Source organism: Bradyrhizobium sp. 62, from assembly GCF_023073035.1.
Lineage (GTDB): Bacteria > Pseudomonadota > Alphaproteobacteria > Rhizobiales > Xanthobacteraceae > Bradyrhizobium.
This window is the reverse complement of record NZ_JADPIT010000015.1, coordinates 1,527,483-1,547,806: the sequence shown is the minus strand read 5'-3', so window position 1 is coordinate 1,547,806 and position 20,324 is coordinate 1,527,483. Positions and strand designations below refer to the sequence as shown.

General features: G+C 64.5%; 23 protein-coding genes. 6 read left to right on the top strand and 17 right to left on the bottom strand.

What is annotated here, in order from left to right:
- The 4 genes from IVB47_RS18130 to hemH form a co-directional block, all read right to left on the bottom strand.
- The coding region (locus IVB47_RS18130) for an SPFH domain-containing protein (protein WP_247462952.1) at positions 1 to 699 on the bottom strand (699 nt) is incomplete at its 3' end.
- 187 nt (positions 700 to 886) lie between these two features.
- Positions 887 to 1,336 (bottom strand): hypothetical protein, encoded by a 450-nt coding sequence (locus tag IVB47_RS18125; protein WP_247427927.1) that lies wholly within the window; start codon positions 1,334 to 1,336, stop codon positions 887 to 889.
- Between the two features lie 194 nt (positions 1,337 to 1,530).
- Positions 1,531 to 2,505, bottom strand: coding sequence for an ABC transporter substrate-binding protein (locus tag IVB47_RS18120; protein WP_247427923.1), 975 nt, complete (start codon positions 2,503 to 2,505; stop codon positions 1,531 to 1,533).
- A 25-nt stretch (positions 2,506 to 2,530) separates the two neighbouring features.
- On the bottom strand, positions 2,531 to 3,568 hold the full coding sequence (hemH, locus tag IVB47_RS18115; protein WP_247462950.1) for a ferrochelatase: 1,038 nt from the start codon (positions 3,566 to 3,568) through the stop codon (positions 2,531 to 2,533).
- Positions 3,569 to 3,647: 79 nt separating this feature from the next.
- On the opposite strand from hemH, the gene IVB47_RS18110 reads away from it, so the two are divergent.
- Complete coding sequence (locus IVB47_RS18110) at positions 3,648 to 4,046, top strand: MAPEG family protein (RefSeq protein WP_027565541.1); 399 nt, start codon at positions 3,648 to 3,650, stop codon at positions 4,044 to 4,046.
- A gap of 46 nt (positions 4,047 to 4,092) precedes the next feature.
- On the opposite strand, the gene IVB47_RS18105 is transcribed toward IVB47_RS18110, so the two are convergent.
- From IVB47_RS18105 to IVB47_RS18095, 3 genes are read right to left on the bottom strand one after another with little or no spacing between them, the layout of a single operon-like run.
- The gene (locus tag IVB47_RS18105) at positions 4,093 to 5,193 is read right to left on the bottom strand and encodes a nickel/cobalt transporter (protein WP_247462948.1); all 1,101 of its coding nucleotides are present in this window, start codon (positions 5,191 to 5,193) and stop codon (positions 4,093 to 4,095) included.
- Positions 5,190 to 5,822 carry a DUF1007 family protein gene (locus IVB47_RS18100; RefSeq protein ID WP_027565543.1) on the bottom strand — a complete coding sequence of 211 codons (633 nt, stop codon included), beginning with the start codon at positions 5,820 to 5,822 and terminating at the stop codon, positions 5,190 to 5,192. Before IVB47_RS18100 ends, IVB47_RS18105 begins: the two co-directional genes overlap by 4 nt.
- Before the next feature lie 4 nt (positions 5,823 to 5,826).
- The gene (locus IVB47_RS18095; RefSeq protein WP_247462946.1) at positions 5,827 to 7,908 is read right to left on the bottom strand and encodes a M3 family metallopeptidase; all 2,082 of its coding nucleotides are present in this window, start codon (positions 7,906 to 7,908) and stop codon (positions 5,827 to 5,829) included.
- Between the two features lie 134 nt (positions 7,909 to 8,042).
- On the opposite strand from IVB47_RS18095, the gene IVB47_RS18090 reads away from it, so the two are divergent.
- The 5 genes from IVB47_RS18090 (at position 8,043) to IVB47_RS18070 (ending at position 12,859) form a co-directional block, all read left to right on the top strand.
- Entirely contained in the window at positions 8,043 to 8,297 is a 255-nt protein-coding gene (locus IVB47_RS18090; protein ID WP_007597166.1) for a hypothetical protein, read from the top strand.
- A 669-nt stretch (positions 8,298 to 8,966) separates the two neighbouring features.
- On the top strand, positions 8,967 to 10,109 hold the full coding sequence (locus IVB47_RS18085; protein ID WP_027565545.1) for a type III PLP-dependent enzyme: 1,143 nt from the start codon (positions 8,967 to 8,969) through the stop codon (positions 10,107 to 10,109).
- 132 nt (positions 10,110 to 10,241) lie between these two features.
- A complete protein-coding gene (locus IVB47_RS18080) occupies positions 10,242 to 10,829 on the top strand; it encodes an N-acetyltransferase (protein WP_247462944.1) in 588 nt (195 codons plus the stop codon).
- Positions 10,830 to 10,978: 149 nt separating this feature from the next.
- Entirely contained in the window at positions 10,979 to 11,368 is a 390-nt protein-coding gene (locus tag IVB47_RS18075) for a RidA family protein (RefSeq protein WP_027565547.1), read from the top strand.
- Between the two features lie 48 nt (positions 11,369 to 11,416).
- Positions 11,417 to 12,859, top strand: a complete 1,443-nt coding sequence (locus IVB47_RS18070) for a homospermidine synthase (protein WP_247404200.1) — start codon at positions 11,417 to 11,419, stop codon at positions 12,857 to 12,859.
- Between the two features lie 112 nt (positions 12,860 to 12,971).
- Here the strand turns inward: IVB47_RS18070 and IVB47_RS18065 are convergent, their stop codons facing one another.
- The 10 genes from IVB47_RS18065 to IVB47_RS18020 form a co-directional block, all read right to left on the bottom strand.
- Complete coding sequence (locus IVB47_RS18065; RefSeq protein ID WP_007597175.1) at positions 12,972 to 13,307, bottom strand: hypothetical protein; 336 nt, start codon at positions 13,305 to 13,307, stop codon at positions 12,972 to 12,974.
- Between the two features lie 101 nt (positions 13,308 to 13,408).
- A complete protein-coding gene (locus tag IVB47_RS18060) occupies positions 13,409 to 14,125 on the bottom strand; it encodes an MgtC/SapB family protein (protein WP_247462942.1) in 717 nt (238 codons plus the stop codon).
- Between the two features lie 30 nt (positions 14,126 to 14,155).
- Positions 14,156 to 15,175: a WD40 repeat domain-containing protein gene (locus IVB47_RS18055; protein WP_247463211.1), complete on the bottom strand. Its 1,020-nt coding sequence runs from the start codon at positions 15,173 to 15,175 to the stop codon at positions 14,156 to 14,158.
- Positions 15,175 to 16,224, bottom strand: a complete 1,050-nt coding sequence (locus IVB47_RS18050) for a GTP-binding protein (RefSeq protein ID WP_007615189.1) — start codon at positions 16,222 to 16,224, stop codon at positions 15,175 to 15,177. Before IVB47_RS18050 ends, IVB47_RS18055 begins: the two co-directional genes overlap by 1 nt.
- A gap of 54 nt (positions 16,225 to 16,278) precedes the next feature.
- Entirely contained in the window at positions 16,279 to 17,142 is an 864-nt protein-coding gene (locus tag IVB47_RS18045; RefSeq protein ID WP_247462941.1) for a metal ABC transporter substrate-binding protein, read from the bottom strand.
- A 5-nt stretch (positions 17,143 to 17,147) separates the two neighbouring features.
- On the bottom strand, positions 17,148 to 18,017 hold the full coding sequence (locus tag IVB47_RS18040) for a metal ABC transporter permease (protein ID WP_007597190.1): 870 nt from the start codon (positions 18,015 to 18,017) through the stop codon (positions 17,148 to 17,150).
- A 6-nt stretch (positions 18,018 to 18,023) separates the two neighbouring features.
- Positions 18,024 to 18,779, bottom strand: a complete 756-nt coding sequence (locus tag IVB47_RS18035; RefSeq protein WP_247284733.1) for an ABC transporter ATP-binding protein — start codon at positions 18,777 to 18,779, stop codon at positions 18,024 to 18,026.
- Positions 18,780 to 18,781: 2 nt separating this feature from the next.
- Positions 18,782 to 19,033 (bottom strand): hypothetical protein, encoded by a 252-nt coding sequence (locus IVB47_RS18030; protein WP_247462939.1) that lies wholly within the window; start codon positions 19,031 to 19,033, stop codon positions 18,782 to 18,784.
- 43 nt (positions 19,034 to 19,076) lie between these two features.
- Entirely contained in the window at positions 19,077 to 19,577 is a 501-nt protein-coding gene (locus tag IVB47_RS18025) for a hypothetical protein (protein WP_027514082.1), read from the bottom strand.
- A complete protein-coding gene (locus tag IVB47_RS18020) occupies positions 19,574 to 20,185 on the bottom strand; it encodes a permease (RefSeq protein ID WP_247462937.1) in 612 nt (203 codons plus the stop codon). The genes IVB47_RS18025 and IVB47_RS18020 overlap by 4 nt, the downstream gene beginning before the upstream one ends.
- Between the last annotated feature and the right edge of the window lie 139 nt (positions 20,186 to 20,324).

Genomic DNA, 20,324 nt, shown 5'->3' with positions numbered 1-20,324 from the left:
TTCCGCCGACCGCTCACGCGCTTCGGCGTCGCGGAAGGCGGCCTCGCGGCGACCTTCCGCCTGGAGGATCTGGCCCTGCTTGGCACCCTCTGCGCGCAGGATCTCGGACTGGCGCGCACCTTCAGCCTGAAGGATGTCGGCGCGTTTGACGCGCTCGGCCTTCATCTGTCGGCCCATGGCCTCGACGAGGTCTGCCGGCGGCACGATGTCCTTGATCTCGATACGATTGACCTTGAGGCCCCAGGGCGAGACAGCGGCATCGACCACACGCAGCAGGCGCTCGTTGATTTCGTCACGGTGCGACAACACCTGGTCGAGATCCATCGAACCCATCACCGAACGGATGTTGGTCATGGTCAGCACGGTAACGGCCTGCGTCAGGTTGGAAACCTCGTAGCTCGCCTTGGCGGCATCGAACACCTGAAAGAAGGCGACGCCGTCGACCGTCACGGTGGCGTTGTCCTTGGTGATCACCTCCTGCTCGGGGATGTCGATCACCTGCTCCATCATGTTGATCTTGCGCCCGACGCGATCGAAATAGGGCACGATCAGATTGAGCCCGGGGCTCAGCGTCTGGGTGTATTTGCCGAATCGCTCGATGGTCCAGTCATAGCCCTGCGGTACCGTTTTCACGCCGGCAATCAGCGTGACGATGACCAGCAAAACCAGCACAATCGCGAAAATGTCGAAACCGCTCATATTTCCTCCAAGGCGGGAAAAAGCCCTTTCCCGCGCTGTCATTGGTCGGGATCACGACCCTACCGGTTCAGCGGTCGCGATTCACGTCGGTATGTTGCTATAGTTCCGCAAGGAGAACGGCGAGTGTATTTATTTGGCCCGGCCGGAATCCGGCCATTGAAGAACGACGCAGACTCACCAGCGGCGACTAGTTGGACCAGCCGAAATTGACCGGCTTCAGCCCGGCGAGCTCCGGGCGCTCCTTTCGCAGCTTCGCCAGTTGGACGGCCGTCGGCCTTGTCTCGAAACTACGTTGCTGCCCCGGAAAGACGGTCGCCACATAATACAGCCCAGGCGAGGTGATATCGACCTTGGGCGTATGCACCGGAACGAATCCCATCGACGCCCCATTCGGCAGATAGGTACCCGGGCGCCCCGTCGTCGTGTAGTTTTGCAGCTCGAGCCCAGTCGTTCCGACAGCAACGGGGATGGCGACAAACCCGTCCGGGGCAAGGCTGATCCCACGCGCATTGATCGCAGGAAATCCGCTGTGAACGAACTGGAGGTAATTGATGGTTTCGCTGCCGCCGTTTCCGACCAGCACGATGGCCGCATCGCCCTTGACGGCGCTGCCGGCCCGCACCGCGTCCGGATACATCGTGGACGCAACATCCGCGGTCGTGTTGCAGCCCGCGAGCGCACAGGCCGCCACAATGACAAATACCCAAGCACGCATAGACTGAAGCCCGCCACTTGATGCCGCCCGTCGCCATCAACCTAGGGCGACAGACCCCGCCAGCATTATGTCAGACCATTGCGAACTTCTCCAGAAGGAGGGTAGCGCCGGCGATATTATTCAACCACCGAGTTGGCGATCGCCAGCAACGCCGGCGAAATCACCAGATCGAGCGCCTTGGCCGTCTTGAGGTTGATCGTGAGCTCGAAACTGGTGGGGTTCTGGACCGGCAAATCGGCCGCTCGCGCACCCTTCAGGATGCGATCGATATAGGAGGCGGCGCGGCGGAGCTGCTCGGCGCTGTCGGTGCTGTAGGACATCAAGCCACCCTCGTCGACGAAGGTGCGGCTCCAGAACACCGCCGGCACGCGCGCTTCATTGATCGCCGCCAGCAGAAGCGCACGGTTGGACATGGTGAAGAAGTCCGGCAGCACCAGTAGGCCGCCGTCTTTCCGTAGGGCTAGGGCGGCGATCGAGGCGGTGTCATGGACCGGCACGGGCTCCACCGTCACATCGAGCGCGTGGCCAGCGTCCTCGATCGTACGCAGCATCAGCGGCGCGAACGGCGCGGTGGCGGGATTGTATACGACCAAGACACGGGACGGTTTTGGCGTGACCTGCGTCAGCATCTCCAGCCATTTGCCGGCCAGCGGGCCGTCGTAATCGGTGAAGCCGGTGAGATTGCCGCCGGGATGGGCGAGATTCTGGACAAAGCCCTGGCTGACGGGATCGGTGACGACGGCGAAAACGATCGGGATGGTCGTCGTGCGCCGGCGCAGCTCCTCGACCGAGGGCGTGCCGACCGCAAGCAGGATGTCGGGCTTGAGCGCCACGAGTTCGTCGGCGAATTGCGCGATCCGTGCGCGGTCGCCGCCGCCGTTGCGCCAATCAATCTTGAGGCCGTCGTGCTCCTTCCAGCCATGGCCGGCAAGCGCCTCGACCAGGACCGCGCTACGCGTCTGACCGATCGCATCGTCGGCCGCAGTGACCGAGAGCACGCCGAGCCGGCGCGTCGCATTCGTTTGCGCCAGCACCGAGGCCGGCAGCGCCGCAGTCACCCCAAGAAGCGCCAGAACCTCGCGGCGGTTCATGGGGCGCTCCTCGGATCCAGGCTCACTATATCCAGCCCTGGAGCTCGCGCAGCACCAGCGTTCGGATCACATCCATGCCCGGGTCGCTGTCGTTGAGGCAGGGGATCGCGGAAAACTGCTCGCCGCCATTGTGCTCGAAGATCTCGGCATTCTCCTGCGCGATCTCCTCCAGCGTCTCGAGGCAGTCGGCGGAAAAACCCGGCGTGATCACCGCGATGCGGCGCACGCCCTCTTTCGCCAGACGCTCCATGGTCTTGTCCGTGTAGGGCTGCAGCCACTCGTCGAATCCGAACCGCGACTGGAACGTCAGCAGCAGCTTTGTCTCGTCCATGCCGAGCCGGCGGCGCAGCGCCTCTGTGGTCGCGACGCATTGGCCCTGATAGGGATCGCCCTTGTCGACATAGGCCTTCGGCATGCCGTGGAATGAGGCGACGATCAGCTCCGGCTTGAAGGGCAGGCTCGCCAGATGCGTCTCGATCGAGGTGGCGAGCGCCTCGATATAGGCTTCATCCTCGTAGTAAGGCGGCGTCACCCGCAGCGTCGGCTGCGCGCGCATGCGGGCAAGCACGCGGAACACCTCGTCGCAGACGGTGGCGGATGTCGCAGCCGAATATTGCGGATAGAGCGGTACGGCAAGGATGCGATCGCAGCCCTTCGCAATCAGGGCATCGATGCCCGACTTGATCGAAGGATTACCATAGCGCATCGCCCACTCCACCGTGACCTGGTCGCGGTCCGAAAGCATGGCCGCGAGCCTGTCGCTCTGCGAGCGCGTGATGGTCTTGAGCGGCGACTCGTTCTTCTCGGTGTTCCAGATCTTGAGATAGTCGCGCGCCTTGGCGCGGGGGCGGGTGCGCAGGATGATGCCGTTCAGCACCACCTTCCAGATCAAGCCTTGATTCTCGATGACGCGGGCGTCCGAGAGGAACTCCTTCAGATAGACCCGCACGCCGCGCGCGTCGGCGGTATCGGGCGTGCCGAGATTGACCAGGAGCACACCGACGCGCGAGGGGACGGGCTGCGTGGCCGGCATCGCGGCCTGGCTGGGGGCGATTGTCATCATGATCCGTTGCGTCGCGCGTTGTTCCGAACTTGTCAAGATTGGGGCGGTTTCGCTAGGGTCAGTACACAGGGGGAGAACCATGACGCTGGCGGAATGGTGCGTTTTCGGGGCGCTACTGCTCTATCTCTTAACGATCGTCTCGATCAAATGGATCAGATTTCGCGGCTTCGACAATTCGCGGCCGCGCGATCCAGCTTTCTTCGAGGACGCCATCGCTCAGCGCGCGCTCGGCGCGCATCAGAACGGGATCGAGACCTTTCCGTTCTTCGCCTTTGCGGTGCTGCTCGCCGAATACAGGGATTCGCCGCAGCGCCTGATCGACGAGCTCGCGGTGCTGTTCCTGATCGTACGGATCGCCTATGTGCTGACCTATCTCGGCAACCGCCCGACGCTGCGCTCCATTCTCTGGAGCATCGGCTTTGCGATCAATCTCGGGATCTTCTTCATGCCAGCGTTGAAGCAGTTCTTGCCGGTGTGACACCTTTCCTTCCTTCTCCCCTTGCGGGAGAAGGTGAGGGAAAAACTCAGAAACACGTCGTCCGTTCGGCCGCGACGTAGCCCAACAACAGACCCGCGCCGAACAGCAGCACGACGCCGGCGGCGGCGAATTCGATGCCGCGCATGAACAGTGCGCCGCCGCCGTCGCGTCCGGCGCTCAGGCGGGCGGCGATGTCCTTGGCGGAGACGGCGACCACAGCGATGGCCGCGACCGTGATCGCGGTGCCGAGCCCCATCAGCAGGGTCGCGGCAATGCCGGCCCAGAACAGGCCCTGGGCCAGCGCGAACACCAGCACCAGGATCGCGCCCGAACAGGGGCGGATGCCGACGGTCAGGATCGCGGCAAAGCCGCGTCCCCAGCCACCGGGGCCGGCGAGTTCGCTCGGCGTGGGGCCGTGGGAATGGCCGCAATGCTCGTCGTGAACGTGGTCATGCTGGTGGTGATGATGGGCCTGGGCGTGATCGTGGCCATGATGATCGTGCGCATCGTGATGGTGGTGACCGAGATCATGATGGTCATGCGGCACGCCCGCGATCGCCGGCACCGCCTGAACCGCCTGCAGCGCGCGGATGAAGGTGCGTCCCTTGACCCAGACCAGCCGCAGGCCGAACAGCGCGATCAGCGCGTAGCTTGCGATCTCGATCGCGCCTTCCGCCTTGCACATGGTCTTGGCGGTCGCATTCAGCACCCAGGCCGAGATGCCGACGATCAGGATGGCCACCAGCGACTGCATCAACGCGGAGGCAAACGACAGCATGATGCCGCGCCGGGCGGTCTCGCGATTGGCGACGAGATAGGAGGCGATCACCGCCTTGCCGTGCCCGGGACCAGCCGCGTGGAAGATGCCATAGGCAAACGAGATGAAGAGCAGCGTCCACACCGCGGAGCCATCGGACTTCGCGGCGCGGATGGTCGCCGACATCTGCCGATAGAATTCCGACTGTTTTGCCAACAGCCAGCCGATCAAGCCGCCGGCCTCGGGCTGGGCAGCTTGTGTCGAACGCGGCGCGCCGAACGGGTTCTGCGCGAGGAGATCGTGGAGCGCCGCATCGGTCACGCCCACGACGAGAAGAACGCCGGCGCAGACAGCGAGCCCGCGCGCCATGGGCGTGAGTTGCGGCTTCAAGGGCAATCCACCGTGATCTTGTTGGCGAACATCATGCCGAAACTGGAATTCTCGCCGTTCATAAAAGTCTGCTCATTGAGCTTCTGCGCGGTCGCGGTGCCGTCGCTCGGCCGGTCAAGTTTCATCTGGCAGCCGGCGGGCGCGCCGACCAGCTTGACCGGATTGTCCTTGGCCATCTGGAAGTCGATGAAGAAGGAGCGGTCGAACACTTCGAGCACCAATTGCCTGGGCTTGACCGGGTTCTTCAGGGGCAGCGTGAAGTGCAGGGTCAGGACCGTATCCTTGTAGTCGAGGAAGTAGTCGACCGGCTCCTGGAATCGCTCCTTCTTGCCGTCGGCTCGCGCGAAGGTGAAGTAGGCATATTCCTTCAGCGACTCGACATTGGTCTGCGCCAGTGAACTCAGCTCCTCGCGCGTATAGGCACCCTTGGCCTTGCTCTCCAACCCCTGCACGGCATAGGCCGAGAACATGTCGTCAAACGTCCAGGCGTGGCGCACGCCGGTGATGGTGCCGTCCTCGGCGTAGAGCAGTTCACTGGTCGCGGTGATCCAGACATGCGGATGCGCCTGCGCCGCGCCTGCCGCGAGCGACAGGGCGACAGCGAGCAGCAGCCCGAACAGGGCGCGCATGCCCTCAGGCCGCCTTCGGAGCGTCGAGCAGGCCGCGGCGGCGCAGCAGCGCGTCCGGCTCCGGCGGCCGGCCGCGGAAGGCCTCATAGGCGGCTTCCGGATCAACCGATCCACCGCTCGAGTAGATGTCGTCGTGCAGACGTTTTGCGACGGCGGGATCGAAGATGTCGCCGGCTTCCTCGAATGCACCGAAGGCGTCGGCGTCCATCACCTCAGACCACATGTAGCTGTAATAGCCGGCGGCATAATGATCGCCGGTGAAGATGTGACCGAATTGCGTCGGCCGATGACGCAGCGAGATCTCCTCGGGCATGCCGATCTTTTCCAGCTCGCGTCTCTCGAAGGCGCGGACATCCTGCGCGGCGGAGGCCGGCTGGGTGTGGAATTCGAGATCGATCAGCGCCGAGGAGACGAACTCGACGGTGGCGAAACCCTGGTTGAATTTTCGCGCGGCCAGGAACCGTTGCAGCAGATCGTCCGGCAGCGGCTCGCCGGTCTGGTAGTGGCGGGCGAACTGCTGCAGCACCTCCGGTCGCTCCTGCCAGTGCTCGTAGAGCTGCGAGGGCAATTCGACGAAGTCGGTGAATACGGAGGTGCCCGACAGCGACGGATAGGTCACGTTGGAGAGCATGCCGTGCAGGCCGTGGCCGAACTCGTGGAACAGGGTGCGGGCGTCGTCGGGCGATAGCAGCGAGGGTTCCCCATCCGCGCCCTTAGAGAAGTTGCAGATGTTGAGGATCAGCGGCGCGACCTCGCCGTCGAGCTTCTGCTGGTCGCGCAACGAGGTCATCCACGCGCCAGAGCGTTTCGACGGCCGGGCGAAGTAGTCGCCATAGAACAGCGCTTTGTGCTTGCCGTCCCGCCCCTTCATCTCCCAAACCCGGACGTCCGGATGCCAGACCGGCACATCCTTGCGCTCCTCGAAGGTGACGCCGAACAGGCGCGTGGCGCAGTCGAAGGCGGCGGCGATCATGTGGTCGAGCGCGAGATACGGCTTGATCGCGGCGTCGTCGAAATTGGCGCGCTGAAGGCGCAGCTTTTCGGCATAGAAGCGCCAGTCCCAGGGGGCGAGCTTGAAATTGCCGCCCTCCTCGGTGATCAGCGCCTGCATGTCGTCGCGGTCGGCGAGCGCCCGCGCCCGGGCGGGCTTCCAGACCCGCTCCAGAAGGCCGCGCACCGCTTCGGGCGTCTTGGCCATGGAATCCTCGAGCCGGTAGGCCGCGAAGGTCGGGTAACCCAGGAGATTGGCGCTTTCCTCGCGCAGCTTCAGGACCTCGACGATGGTCGCGTTGTTGTCGTTGGAATTGCCGTTGTCGCCGCGCGCGGTGAAGGCCTTGTAGACCTTCTCGCGCAGGTCACGCCGGGCCGAGCTCTTCAGGAACTGTTCGACCGAGGAGCGCGACAGAGTGACGATGGCCTTGCCGGCCATGCCGCGTTCTTCTGCCGCAGCCTTGGCGCTGGCGACAAAACTCTCCGGCAGGCCCTGGCGGTCGGCTTCGCCGAGCTCCATGAACCATTCCTGCTCGTCGCCGAGCAGATGATGACTGAAGCTGGTCCCGAGCTGGGCGAGTCTCTCGTTGATCTCCGCCATCCGCGTCTTGGCCTCCTCGGAGAGGCCGGCGCCGGAGCGGTGGAAGCGGGTGTAGGTGCGCTCGAGCAGGCGGAGCTGTTCCGGCGTCAGACCGAGATTGGCGCGGTTCTCGTGCAGCTGGGCGATGCGGCCAAACAGCACGGCGTTCATCATGATCGGATTCCAGTGCCGCGCCATCCGCAAGGAAACCTCCTTGTCGATCTCCAGGATGGCCGGGTTGGAATCCGCCGAGACGAGGTCGTAGAAGACCGACGCGACCTTGCTGAGCAGCTTGCCCGAGCGCTCCAGCGCCGTGATGGTGTTGGCGAAGTCGGCCGCGGTCGGGTCGTTGGTGATCGCTGCGATCTCGGCGGAGTGGTCGGCGAAGGCCTGCTCGAAGGCCGGGAGGAAGTGCTCCGGCTTGATCTCGTCGAAGGGCGGGGTCGCAAACGGCGTCACCCACGCCTTCAGCAGCGGGTTGGTCTCGGAGTCCGTAGTTTGGCGGGGTTCTGACATTACAAGTCCCGATTTGTGCTCGATTGTTGCGGCCAGCTATAGCACGCGATGGGGCTTTTTTGGGCCATTTGCCCTTGCTCCCGGCTGCCTTTTCGGGGAGATTGCGGCCCTCCAAGCCTAGGACCCCTGAGCTCATGAACGCGACCTCCTCGTCTTCCCGTCGGATCGTCTGGCCGAGCGTCATCACCGTCATCAGCGCCGCCATCCTGATCGGCGCCGAGGTGTTCGGCGCGGCGTTTGCCGGCGGCTGGGCGCTCGCGATCCTGTTCGGGCTGGGCGAGCAGGGCACGCACATCCTTCAGGCCGCGCTGTTTGCACTCGGCGTGCTCGTGATGACTGCCTTCATCCGCGCCGCTCAGCGCGTCGAGCCATTCACGAAGCGCGGCTGACACTTCCTCGCGTGCGAGAGACACGCGCGCAGAAAACTTAACGCGCGTTCATCTTCCGCGTCGCTCGCGCAACACTGCGCAAGCAGATGTTAGGCAATTCTGTTCGCAGTCTAAAAAATCTCTTGCGAAGCAGAGTCAAAACACTTATGTGCGGATTGCCCAATTTCGCACGTGCCTGTGGTCGTGTGTCAGTCGGTAGGTATCCGGACAAGAGGCCGGACAGCCGCCAAGGGGTGAAGAAGCCGAGGGGCTCTTCGGAAGTGTGGAAGTCGGAAGGCTCATAGCCGGAAGACGAAAGCAAACCCGGAGCGTCCAGCATCTCTCTCAAAGAGATGCCTTGTCGAAGGTGACTTTGCTCTTTGCAACCGTGACTGGCAGCCGGAGGCGAACCGGCGCACCCCGCTCTCAACGGGGGACGCGACTTAAAGCAACGACGGATCGGGCTTTTTTGGTCTCTACCGGCAGTCCAACGCCGGCGCGGGCTACTGAAAAGGCTTGTCCTTCATTGCCAGGTGTGCGGGCGGGAACATTCCCAACCAATCCACGGCAGCACAGTCTGATGTGAGTCTTTGGCTCGTCGCGCCTCCATCGCGCGATCTGGCCGGAGCGCTCTTATCCGACGTCATTTTTTGAACGGATCCCCGTCGCTGGGCCGTTTGGGAGAGTGCTATGACCGACCGTATCCAGGAATTCCTGCGCAACCGCCGCAGCGAGGGCCTCGACACCGAACCGTGCCTCGTCGTCGACCTCGAAGTCGTGCGCGACAATTACCAGACCTTTGCCAAGGCGCTGCCCGACAGCCGCGTGTTCTATGCCGTCAAGGCGAACCCGGCGCCGGAAGTGCTGACTTTGCTCGCCTCCATGGGCTCCTGCTTCGACACCGCGACGGTCGCCGAGATCGAGATGGCGCTGGCCGCCGGTGCGACGCCCGACCGCATCTCCTTCGGCAACACGATCAAGAAGGAGCGCGACATCGCTCGCGCCTTCGCGCTCGGCATTCGGCTGTTCGCGGTCGATTGCACCGCCGAGGTCGAGAAGATCGCCCGTGCCGCGCCCGGCGCAAAGGTGTTCTGCCGCATCCTCTACGACTGCGCCGGCGCCGAATGGCCGCTGTCGCGCAAGTTCGGCTGCGACCCGGAGATGGCCGTCGACGTACTCGACGTTGCCAAGCGTCTGGGCCTGGAGCCGTGCGGCATCTCCTTCCATGTCGGCTCGCAGCAGCGCAAGGTGAAGGCGTGGGACCGTGCGCTGGCGATGGCCTCGCAGGTGTTCCGCGACTGCGCCGAGCGCGGCATCAACCTGACCATGGTCAACATGGGCGGCGGTTTCCCGACCAAATACCTGAAGGACGTGCCGCCGGTGGTGACCTACGGGCGCTCGATCTTCCGCGCGCTGCGCAAGCACTTCGGCAACCAGATTCCGGAGACCATCATCGAGCCGGGCCGCGGCATGGTGGGCAACGCCGGCATCATCGAGTCCGAAGTCGTGCTCATCTCGAAGAAGAGCGACGAAGACGAGGTGCGCTGGGTCTATCTGGACATCGGCAAGTTCGGCGGTCTCGCCGAGACCATGGACGAGTCGATCCGTTACGCCATCCGCACCCCGCATGACGGTGCGGACATGACGCCGTGCGTGCTCGCTGGGCCAACCTGCGATAGCGCCGACGTGCTGTACGAGAAGAACCCGTATCCGCTTCCGGTGACGCTCGAGATCGGCGACAAGCTGCTGATCGAAGGCACCGGGGCCTATACGTCGACCTACTCGGCGGTGGCGTTCAACGGCATCCCGCCGCTGAAGACCTACCATATCTGATCGCCTCTCTTTCCGAGGCCTGACGAACCCGGGAGCCGGCTTGCCGGCTCCCTCCCTGACATTTCGATTTCTGACGACGCCTTGGACCGGCGTGCTTTGGGCACGTCCGTTTCAAGCGGGGACTGACGCGCCATGACTGCTCTTCGGAAGACACAGGTTGATCCCACCTCGAAAGCCGCTCCGTTCGCGATCCGTGCGGAGCGTGCGGCCGACGTTGCGATGCGTGAAGCGCTGCTCGATGCGTCCTTTGGCGAGAACCGCCATGGCCGCACCTGCCAGCGCCTGCGTGACGGACGCGCACCCGCAGCCGGCCTCGCGCTGACCGCGATGCGCGAGGGGAAGCTCGTGGGAACCGTGCGGCTGTGGCACGTCAGCGCCGGAGGCAGGCCCGCTCTGGTCCTCGGACCGCTGGCGGTGGACCCTGCCTGCCGCGAGCTCGGGATCGGCGCCGCGCTGATGCAACAAGCGCTGGCTGCCGCCCGGGCGCGCGGGCATGCCGCCGTGATCCTGCTCGGCGATGCCCCTTATTACGCCCGCTTCGGCTTCTCCGCGGCCAACACCGGCGAGCTGTCGCTGCCCGGTCCGTTCGAACGCGACCGCCTGCTGGCGATCGAATTCACGACAGGCGCGCTGGAGGGCGCCGCCGGGATGATCGTCCCGACTGGGACGGCCTTGCCCAAACGGAGGGTGGTTCGCGCCCTCCAGGCGCGCGCGGCCTAAGGATCGCCATGATGGCGACGACCCCGCCGCGTTAAGCGGCAACGACCGGCTGTGCCTGCGTTAGGCTCCGTTCCTTTGGGGTTGCGCAGGCCGGCAAATTGCCCGTAAACCCCACGAAATTCCTCCTCTTCAGTCGAGGCCCACGACCAATGTCCCGCCGCCTGATTTCCACCGGCTCCCCGTTCGAGAAGACCGCCGGCTACAGCCGCGCCGTGATCGACGGCGAGTTCGCCTTCGTCGCGGGGACCACCGGTTACGACTACACCACGATGACAATGCCGGCCGATGTCACGAACCAGTCACGCAACTGCTTCAAGACCATCGAAGCTGCCCTGAAGGAGGGTGGCTTCGAGATGGCCGACATCGTCCGCGTGACCTACTACCTCACCGACATCAAGGATGCGGACGCGCATTTCGCGGTCTGCGGCGAAGTCCTCGGCGAGATCCGCCCGGCCGCCACGCTTCTCGTCGTCTCGGCGCTCTACAAGCCCGAGATGAAGGTCGAAATCGAAGCCACTGCCAAGCGCCGCAGCGCCTGAGCCATCCCTCACCATTTGTTCGCCAGCACGTTCCGGAGAAACCATCCCATGAGCCCCGCCTCGCAGATCTACGCGAAGATCACTGGTCCCATCGTCATGGTCGGCTTCGGCTCCATCGGCAAAGGCACGTTGCCGCTGATCGAGCGGCATCTCGATTACGACAAGTCGCGCGTTACAGTGATCGATCCGAAGGACGAGGGTCGCAAGGCTCATTGCGAGAAGCACAATGTGCGCTTCATCCAGAAGGGCGTGACCAAGGACAATTATCGGGAGTTGCTGACCCCGCTGCTCACTGAGGGCGGCGGCCAGGGCTTTTGCGTCAATCTCTCGGTCGACACCGGCTCCACCGACATCATGGAGCTCTGCAACGAGCTCGGCGCGCTCTACATCGACACCGTCAACGAGCCCTGGCTCGGCTTCTATTTCGATTCGTCGAAGGGCCCGGAGGCGCGCTCCAACTACGCCCTTCGCGAAGCGACGCTGGCTGCCAAGAAGGCGCGCCCCGCGGGCTCGACCACGGCCGTCTCCTGCTGTGGCGCCAATCCCGGCATGGTCTCGTTTTTCGTCAAGCAGGCGCTGCTCAACGTCGCCGCTGACCTGAAGCTCAATGCGCCCAAGCCGAAGACCAAAGCCGAATGGGCGGACTTGATGCGACAGGCCGGCATCAAGGGCATCCACATCGCCGAACGCGACACCCAGCGCTCCAAGAAGCCGAAAGAGCCCGATGTCTTCGTCAACACCTGGTCGGTGGAAGGTTTCCTGTCGGAAGGCGTGCAGCCATCAGAACTCGGCTGGGGCACCCACGAAAAATGGATGCCCGAGAATGCGCGCACCCACGAATCCGGCTGCGGCGCCGCCATCTATCTGATGCAGCCCGGCGCCAATACCCGCGTGCGCACCTGGTGCCCGACCCGCGGCGCGCAGTATGGCTTCCTTGTCACCCACAACGAGTCGATCTCGATCGCGGACTATTTCACCGTGCGCGACGCATCGGGCACGGCGGTCTACCGGCCGACCTGCCACTATGCCTATCATCCGGCTGACGATGCCGTGCTGTCGCTGCATGAAATGTTCGGCCGCGCCGCGAAGATGCAGGAAAAGCACCACATCCTCGACGAGAACGAAATCGTCGACGGCATCGACGAACTCGGCGTGCTGCTGTTCGGCCATGACAACAATGCCTATTGGTTCGGCTCGCAGCTCTCCATCGAGGAGACCCGCAAGCTCGCGCCCTATCAGAACGCCACCGGCCTGCAGGTGACCTCCGCCGTGCTCGGCGGCATGGTGTGGGCGCTGGAAAACCCGAACGAGGGCATCGTCGAAGCCGACGAGATGGATTTCGACCGTCTGCTGGAAATCCAGCTGCCCTATCTCGGCCCGGTGAAGGGTTTTTATACCGACTGGACGCCGCTGACGGATCGTCCGGGACTGTTTCCGGAAGACATCGACACCAGCGATCCCTGGCAGTTCCGGAACGTTCTGGTGCGGTGATTATGTCGTCATGCCAGGACTTGTCCCGGGCATCCACGCACTTTCTTTCTCGCGACTCCAAGAACGTGGATGGCCGGGACAAGCCCGGCCATGACGCCACAACTGCAGTGAGCTACTTCCTCTCGATCGGAGGCGCGATCTTCTCGGCTGGCGCCGGCGGCAATGCTGGTTTAGCCGCGCCCGCAGCGCCCTGCGTCTGCGGGTCGGGCCGCGCGGGCTCTGGGGCGGGCGTGGTCGGCCGGTCGCCGCCGGGCTTGGCCTCCGCAGGCTTGTTCTGATCGTCGGACGGCGTGCCCTGAAGGGGTTGCGTCGCCTGGGCCGTCTGCATCCGGGTCTCAGCGCGGATTTGCGCCAGCGACATGCCTGAGACCACAACTCCTGCTGCGAACAGCGAGCAGGCAACCATCAGGTCGAGCTTCAGTCTGCGCTTGTCATATTGGCCGGGCATGTCGATCACCGCCTTTGTCCGTGGGATCAACGAAATCGCCGGTCCGCGGTTCCCTGCCCGCGGTGGCGGGAACTCGGCGGCTGCGCGCCCAATTGCCGCGCTCAGTCCGTGGTGCTGACTTCCCAGGTGGCGTGGCGGACGCCGGGCAGGTGCTGGAGATCGGTCGCCACTGCATTCAGCTCGTTTGGATCGACGGCGCTCGCGACCAGCTTTGCCACGATCTCGATCAGATCATCCCCGGTTTCGACCATTTCGATATCGGCCACCAGATATTTTGCGCCCTCGAGCTTCTCGACGAGCCGGTCGCGCATGTCGGGCAAGGCGTCCGGTGCGACCGCGAGTTTGAAGTAATAGGTCGCCTCGGAGGTCTTCTCGTTGAGAGGGATGCGGTTGATGGCGTTGACCAGCGGCCGCAGCATGGTGTTGCCGGCAATGACGAAGACGGTGAGCGCCGCGGCCTGCGCGACCATGTCGGCGCCGGCGCAGGAGCCGACCGCGGCCGAAGCCCACAGCGTCGCCGCGGTATTGAGCCCGCGCACGTCCATGCCCTGCTTCATGATGACGCCGGCGCCGAGGAAGCCGATGCCCGAGACAACGTAGGAGATCACCCGCACCGCGCCGTCGGCGCCGGTCAGGTGCATGGCGAGATCGACGAAGGCGGCGGCGCCGACCGCGACCAGCACGTTGGTACGCAGGCCCGCGGTGCGCTGCCGGTATTGCCGCTCGGCACCGATCAGCGTGCCCAGCACGAAGGCCGTGAACAGGCTGACCAGCGTGTCCGCGAAGTCAGCGAGCTGGAAGGTCGTCAGAAACCGCATGGCCCCATCTACGGTCGGAACGATGACAGATTAAAGCTCGAGCAGGCCGCCGTCGCCATTTTCGTCGGCAAACGCCAGCAGCGTCCCCTTGGCATTCCAGGCGAGCGCGGCCACCGACGGGGTGCCATTGCGGCGGACGAGGATCTCGGCGCCGTCCTCCAGACGCACCATGAGCACGGTGCCGTCGCTGTAGCCGGCGGCGAAGATATCGTTCCTGGGATGGCAGGCAACGACCGACACGCGCGCCTGGAGCGGCGCGAGCATCGCAGGCTCCTTGCCCATCGGGCCGTCCTTGCTGGCGAACGGCCATATGATGACGGTGTCGGCGCCCGAAGTCGCGAGCCCCTTGCCGCCCGCGCTCCACGACATCGAGCGGACGCGGCCGGGATAGCCGGTCATGCGCATGTGCCTGTTGTCGGCAAGCCGCCAGCCGTGCAGCGCCGATTCGTGCATCGTGGTGACCAGAAATTTGTTGTCCGGGCTGAAGGTGACGCCGAGATGCGAGCCGGCCCAGGGCAGGAATTCCGCCGATCCCGCCATGTTGGGAAACCACAGCGTCGCGCCGTTGTAATGAGCAATCGCGAGACGCTGGCCCTTCGGCGCAAACGCGAGGCCGCCGACGGTCGAGGGCACCTCGAGCGACTTCTCCTCGCTCTTGCCGCTCTTGAAGAAAGCAGTCTTGCCGGCCGACCAGGCGTAGGCACCGTCCGGATGCAGCGCTACCGCATCGATCCAGCGCCGCTTCGGGTCGGTGGCAAGCAGCGTCACTTCGCCCTTGGCGTCGAGCGATACGACTTTTCCAACGTCGCCGCCCATCATGAGGCGCTTGCCGTCGGAGGCGGCCGAGAGAATGCCGCCGCTGTGCACGGCGACCTTGCTGATCTCGCCCTGGCCATCCACGAACGCGACGTTCTCCTCGCCGCCGACGAAGGCAGCGCGGGGCCCAAGGAAATGCACGGAGGTCACGACCATCCCGAGCGCGAGCGGTTTGACGCGCTCGGTGACGGAGACGATCGAGGCGGAATCGGCGGGCGGCGTAAACTCTTTCATCACGAGACGATGCAGCTCTCAAAACCCTGGCGAATGAGATCTTGCGGCAATTCGCGGCCGATGAAGACGAGGCGGCTCTCGCGCGGTTCGCCGTCCTTCCACTTCCGCTGGTGGTTGCCCTCCAGCATCATGTGGACGCCCTGGAAGACGTAGCGGTCGTCGTCGTCGTGGAAAGCGAGGATGCCCTTGGAGCGCAGGATCTTGCCGCCCTCGACCTGCACCAGGTTCTGGAGCCAGGGCATGAACACGTTCGGATCAAGCGGCTTGTCGGTCTTGAGCGACAGCGATTGCATGTCCTCGTCGTGATAGTGCTTCAGGCCGTGGCCGTGATCATGATCGTGATGATGGTCGTGACCGTGGTGATGATGATCATGGTCGTGGTCGTGATCCTCGGCATTCAGGAAGTCCGGCTCGATGTCGAGGATGCGGTCGAGATCGAAGGCGCCGCGGTCGAGCACGTCCGCCAAAGCCACCGAGCAGCGCTCGGTGCGGTGCAGCTTCGCATAGGGGTTGATGGCGCGGATGCGGGCCTCGACCTCGGCAAGCTCGCCCTTGGTGACGAGATCGGTCTTGTTCAGCACGATGACGTCGGCAAAGGCGATCTGGTTCTTGGCCTCGGGCGCGTCCTTGAGACGGTCGGACAGCCACTTGGCATCCGCGACCGTGACGACCGCGTCAAGGCGCGCGTTCTTCTGCACGTCCTCGTCGACGAAGAAGGTCTGGGCCACCGGTGCCGGATCGGCAAGACCGGTGGTCTCGACGATGATGGCGTCGAACTTGCCCTTGCGCTTCATCAGGCCTTCCATGATGCGCACGAGATCGCCGCGCACGGTGCAGCAGATGCAGCCGTTGTTCATCTCGAACACTTCCTCATCGGCGCCGATGATGAGGTCGTTGTCGATGCCGATCTCGCCGAACTCGTTGACGATGACGGCGTACTTCTTGCCGTGGTTTTCCGACAGGATGCGGTTCAACAGCGTGGTCTTGCCGGCACCGAGATAGCCGGTCAGGACGGTCACGGGAATTTTTGGGGCGGTCGCTTCAGACATAACAACTCCGGACTTCGGGCTTTTCGCGCGACGCGAGGCGGGGTGGCCCCTGCCCTAGTGGTCAAGCGCGCTGGTCAGGGCCTTTATATTGTGCCTGACCATATCAATGTAAGTGGGTGCAGGCCCCTTTTCGCCGGTCAAACCGTCCGAAATCAGGGTCCCACCGACTTTTGAGCCGGTCTCCGCCGCGATCCGCCGGATCAGCCGGTCGTCGCTGATATTTTCCAGGAACACGGCCGGGATTTTTTGGGCCTTGATCTGGCCGATGATGGTGGCGATGTCCCGCGCGCTGGGCTCGGTTTCCGTCGAGACGCCCAAGGGCGCGATGAACCTGACGCCGTATTCGGCGGCGAAATACCCGAAGGCGTCATGGGTCGAGATCACCTTGCGCCGCTCCTGCGGGATTTTGGCCACGGCTTCGCGGACCTCGCGGTCGAGCGTTTCGAGCTTTTCCAGATAGGCCTTGGCCTGGGCGCGGAAGAACTCCGCATCATCTGGGTCGGCCGTAGCCAGCGCATCGGCGATGTCGGTGACGTAGATTTTGGCGTTGGGGACGGACTGCCAGCCATGCGGGTCTGCGGCAGAGCCGAGCTTGAGCGGCGCGATGCCCGCGCTCGCGGTGACCACCTGCGCCTTGCTTCCCGAGGACTGCACGAGGCGCGACAGCCAACCCTCGAGACCAAGCCCGTTGACGACGACGAGCTTTGCGTCCGCGATCCGCTTCGCATCGCTTGGCGCGGGCGTGTAGACGTGGACGTCGCTGTCGGCCCCGACCAGCGTCGTCAGATTGATCCGGTCGCCGCCGACATTGCGGACGAAATCGGCGAGGATCGAGAAGCTCGCGACGACCTTCAGTTGCTCCGCGGCGTGCAGCGGCGAGGCAATCAGCAAAAGCACACAAAGCAGGATGCGCCGCATCGCTATCACGCTTCCAGATGCCGGCCGGGAAACAGCTGCCTGACGACGCCGCCGACCCGGCCGAACAGGACGGAGACGGTGTAAAGCGCGCTCGCCACCAGAATGATCGCAGGGCCCGAGGGCACACGGGTCTGGAACGACAGCACGAGACCTGCATAGCCGGAGACTGCGGCAGCGACGACCGCGATGCAGATCATGACGGTGAGATCGCGCGACCAGAACCGCGCGATGCCGGCCGGCAGGATCATCAGACCGACCGCGAGCAGCGTGCCGAGCGCCTGAAAGCCGTTGACGAGGTTGATCACGACCAGCGCGAGGAAAGCGAGATGCGCAGGCCCGCCAGCCCGGCTCACTGTGCGCAAGAACAAGGGGTCGACACTTTCGATCACCAGCGGCCGGTAGATCACCGCGAGCACCAGCAGCGTCACCGTGGCGTTGAAGGCGACGACCAGCAGCGTCTGGTCGTCCATCGCGAGAATATTGCCGAACAGCACGTGCAGCAGGTCGATATTGGTGCCCTTGATCGAGACGATCGTCACGCCCAGCGCCAGCGATGCCAGATAGAAGGTCGCGAGCGAGGCATCTTCCTTCAACCCGGTCGACCGCGCGACGAGGCCTGCGAGGATCGCGACGGCAAAACCTGCGATCAGGCCTCCGGCCGTCATCGCGAACAGATTGAGACCTGAGAGCAGAAAACCGACAGCGGCGCCGGGAAGTATTGCATGTGCCATGGCGTCGCCGACCAGGCTCATCCGCCGCAACATCAGGAACACGCCGATCGGCGCACCCGCGAGCGACAGCGCGATGACGGCCGCAAGCGCACGTCGCATGAACTCGAATTCGGTGAACGGGCCGATCAGCGCGTCATAGAGCATCGAATATCAAGCCGCCCGTGAGCGGGCATCATCGGCCGAGCAGGCGGCGGCGCTGTCGTCGAAGGCTTCGCACATCCGCATCGCGACCATCAGGTTTTCCGGCGTCAGCACCTCCGCCGTCGGCCCCCACGCCACGGGACCGCGCGCCAGCACCAGCGTCTCGCTGAAATGGGTGCGCACCATCTCCATGTCGTGCAGCGCGGCGAGTACTGTGCGGCCCTCGCCATGCCAGTGCTTCACCAGCGTCAGCAGATCAGCCGTGGTCTTGCTGTCGATGGCGTTGAAGGGCTCGTCCAGCACGATCAGCCGCGCGTCCTGGAGCAGTACGCGCGCGAACAGCACGCGCTGCATCTGGCCGCCCGAGAGTGTGCCGATCGGGCGGTTTTCGAAGCCGTTGAGGCCAACGGAAGCGATGGCGCGGAGGATCTTTTCCCGCGCCGCCTTGCCGATGCCGCCGAACAGCCCGGTCCCACGCCACAGCCCGGTGGCAACGAAGTCCAGCACCGAGATCGGGAAGCTGCGGTCGATCTCCGCGCTCTGCGGCAGATAGGCGATATCGCGGCTGTCGAGCCCGCCGAGATGGATGCTGCCGTCGAGCGGCCTGAGGATGCCGACGATGCCGCGCAGCAGCGTCGACTTGCCGGCGCCGTTCGGGCCGATCACGGCCAGCAACGCACCCGGCGCGACCTCACCATTGAGATGGTGCACGGCCGGATGGCGGTCATAGCCGAGCGTAACGTTGTGAAAATGCAGCGCCGCCATGGTCACCTCATTGCCAGGAAGACCACGCCCCAGAGCACGGCGCAGACCGCGAGCGCGGCCGCGAGGCGGGCGGCCATCGTCATGCGCAGGATCGACCAGTGCGCCGCCTGAGCCGGATGCGGAGAGGCCGCATCGTGGACATGGGCGTGGGTGTTAAGCGGGCGGCTGTGATCGTGTCCGTGCGAATGCCCGTGATCATGGGAATTGCCATGAGCATGGTCGTGATGATGGGCTGGGGACGCGGCGGGAACCATGCCGAAACGTTATATTATAACATTACTCCTGTCCACGCCGGGCTCAGGGCTTGCCGATCACCATGGCGATGGCGGCGGCGACGAACGGGAACGGCAGCGAGACCGCACAGCGGAACCAGACGAAACGGGCCGGCATGAACGGAATTTCCCACAAAATCACCCGCTGGAAGGCAAACAGCGCCCAGGCGACGACATAGGCCACCACCTGCGGCACCCCACCGCCCGATTTCAGCGCCACCGTACCGATAGAGAACCCGATCACCGGGCCGCCGGGCGTCGCGGCCCCGGCGACCACGGCAGTCGCGACCCCGAGCCAGCCGCTGTCCGGGCCGAGCCAGCCGCTGATCACTTCCTGCGGGATGATGGCGGCGATGTAGCCGGAGCCGATCACCCCCAGCGCGATCCGCGGCACGATGTTGATGAAGTCCATCGAGCCTTCGCGCAGCGAGGCCTTAAACACCGGTGGGCCGCGGCGAAAGGCGATCAGGCCAACGCCGAACACCGAGCCCCACAACAGGATGTCGATCAGGAGCGCGGCGCTCAATTCTCATCGTCCTTCAGGACCGGCTTCGGATAGAGCCGGACATAGACGAAGCGGCCGAGCGCGCCTGCGAGCACCGGCAACGGCAGCGAGATGACAATGCGCCACAGCGTGAAGTCGGTGCCCATGATCGGGATTTCCCAGGCCACCGCCCGGCCATAGCCGATCAAGGTCCAGCTCACGACCATGGCGATGGTGGCACCGAAATCGGCGCCGACCGCGAGCAGCGCACTCGCCACGGGATAGGCGGTGAAGGGACCGCCGGGCAGAATCGCGCCGAAGGCGGTGCCGATCAGAAGGCCTTTCAGGCCCGATTTCGGCCCGAGCGCGCGCGAGACTTTTTCGTGCGGCAGGATCTCGGAGATGAACGCGCCGAGCAGGCAGCCGGCGAGCACGCGCGGCAGGATGCCGCCGAACAGCGAGAGATCATGGATCAGTATGTCGAGAACACCGTCGGTGCCGTCGCGCCGCCAGACCAGACCCGCGCTCACCGCCACCAGCGCTGCGATGATGATGGTCGACCAGCCGATCGGCTTGCGCACGCGACCCGGCCGCGGCTCGGATTCCGCGTCCTCGGCGGGCGCCGGGTCTTTCGGGGAGGGTTCTGACAACGGGCGCGTTCGGCTCGAGGGTGATGCCCGTCCTGATTAAGGGCGCCGCGGATGCGATGCAAACAGTACGATGACGGGAGCGATGCGCACCTCGCGCAGAGCCATGCGAGGCGAAGTGCGAATTCCGCACAGCAAAAAG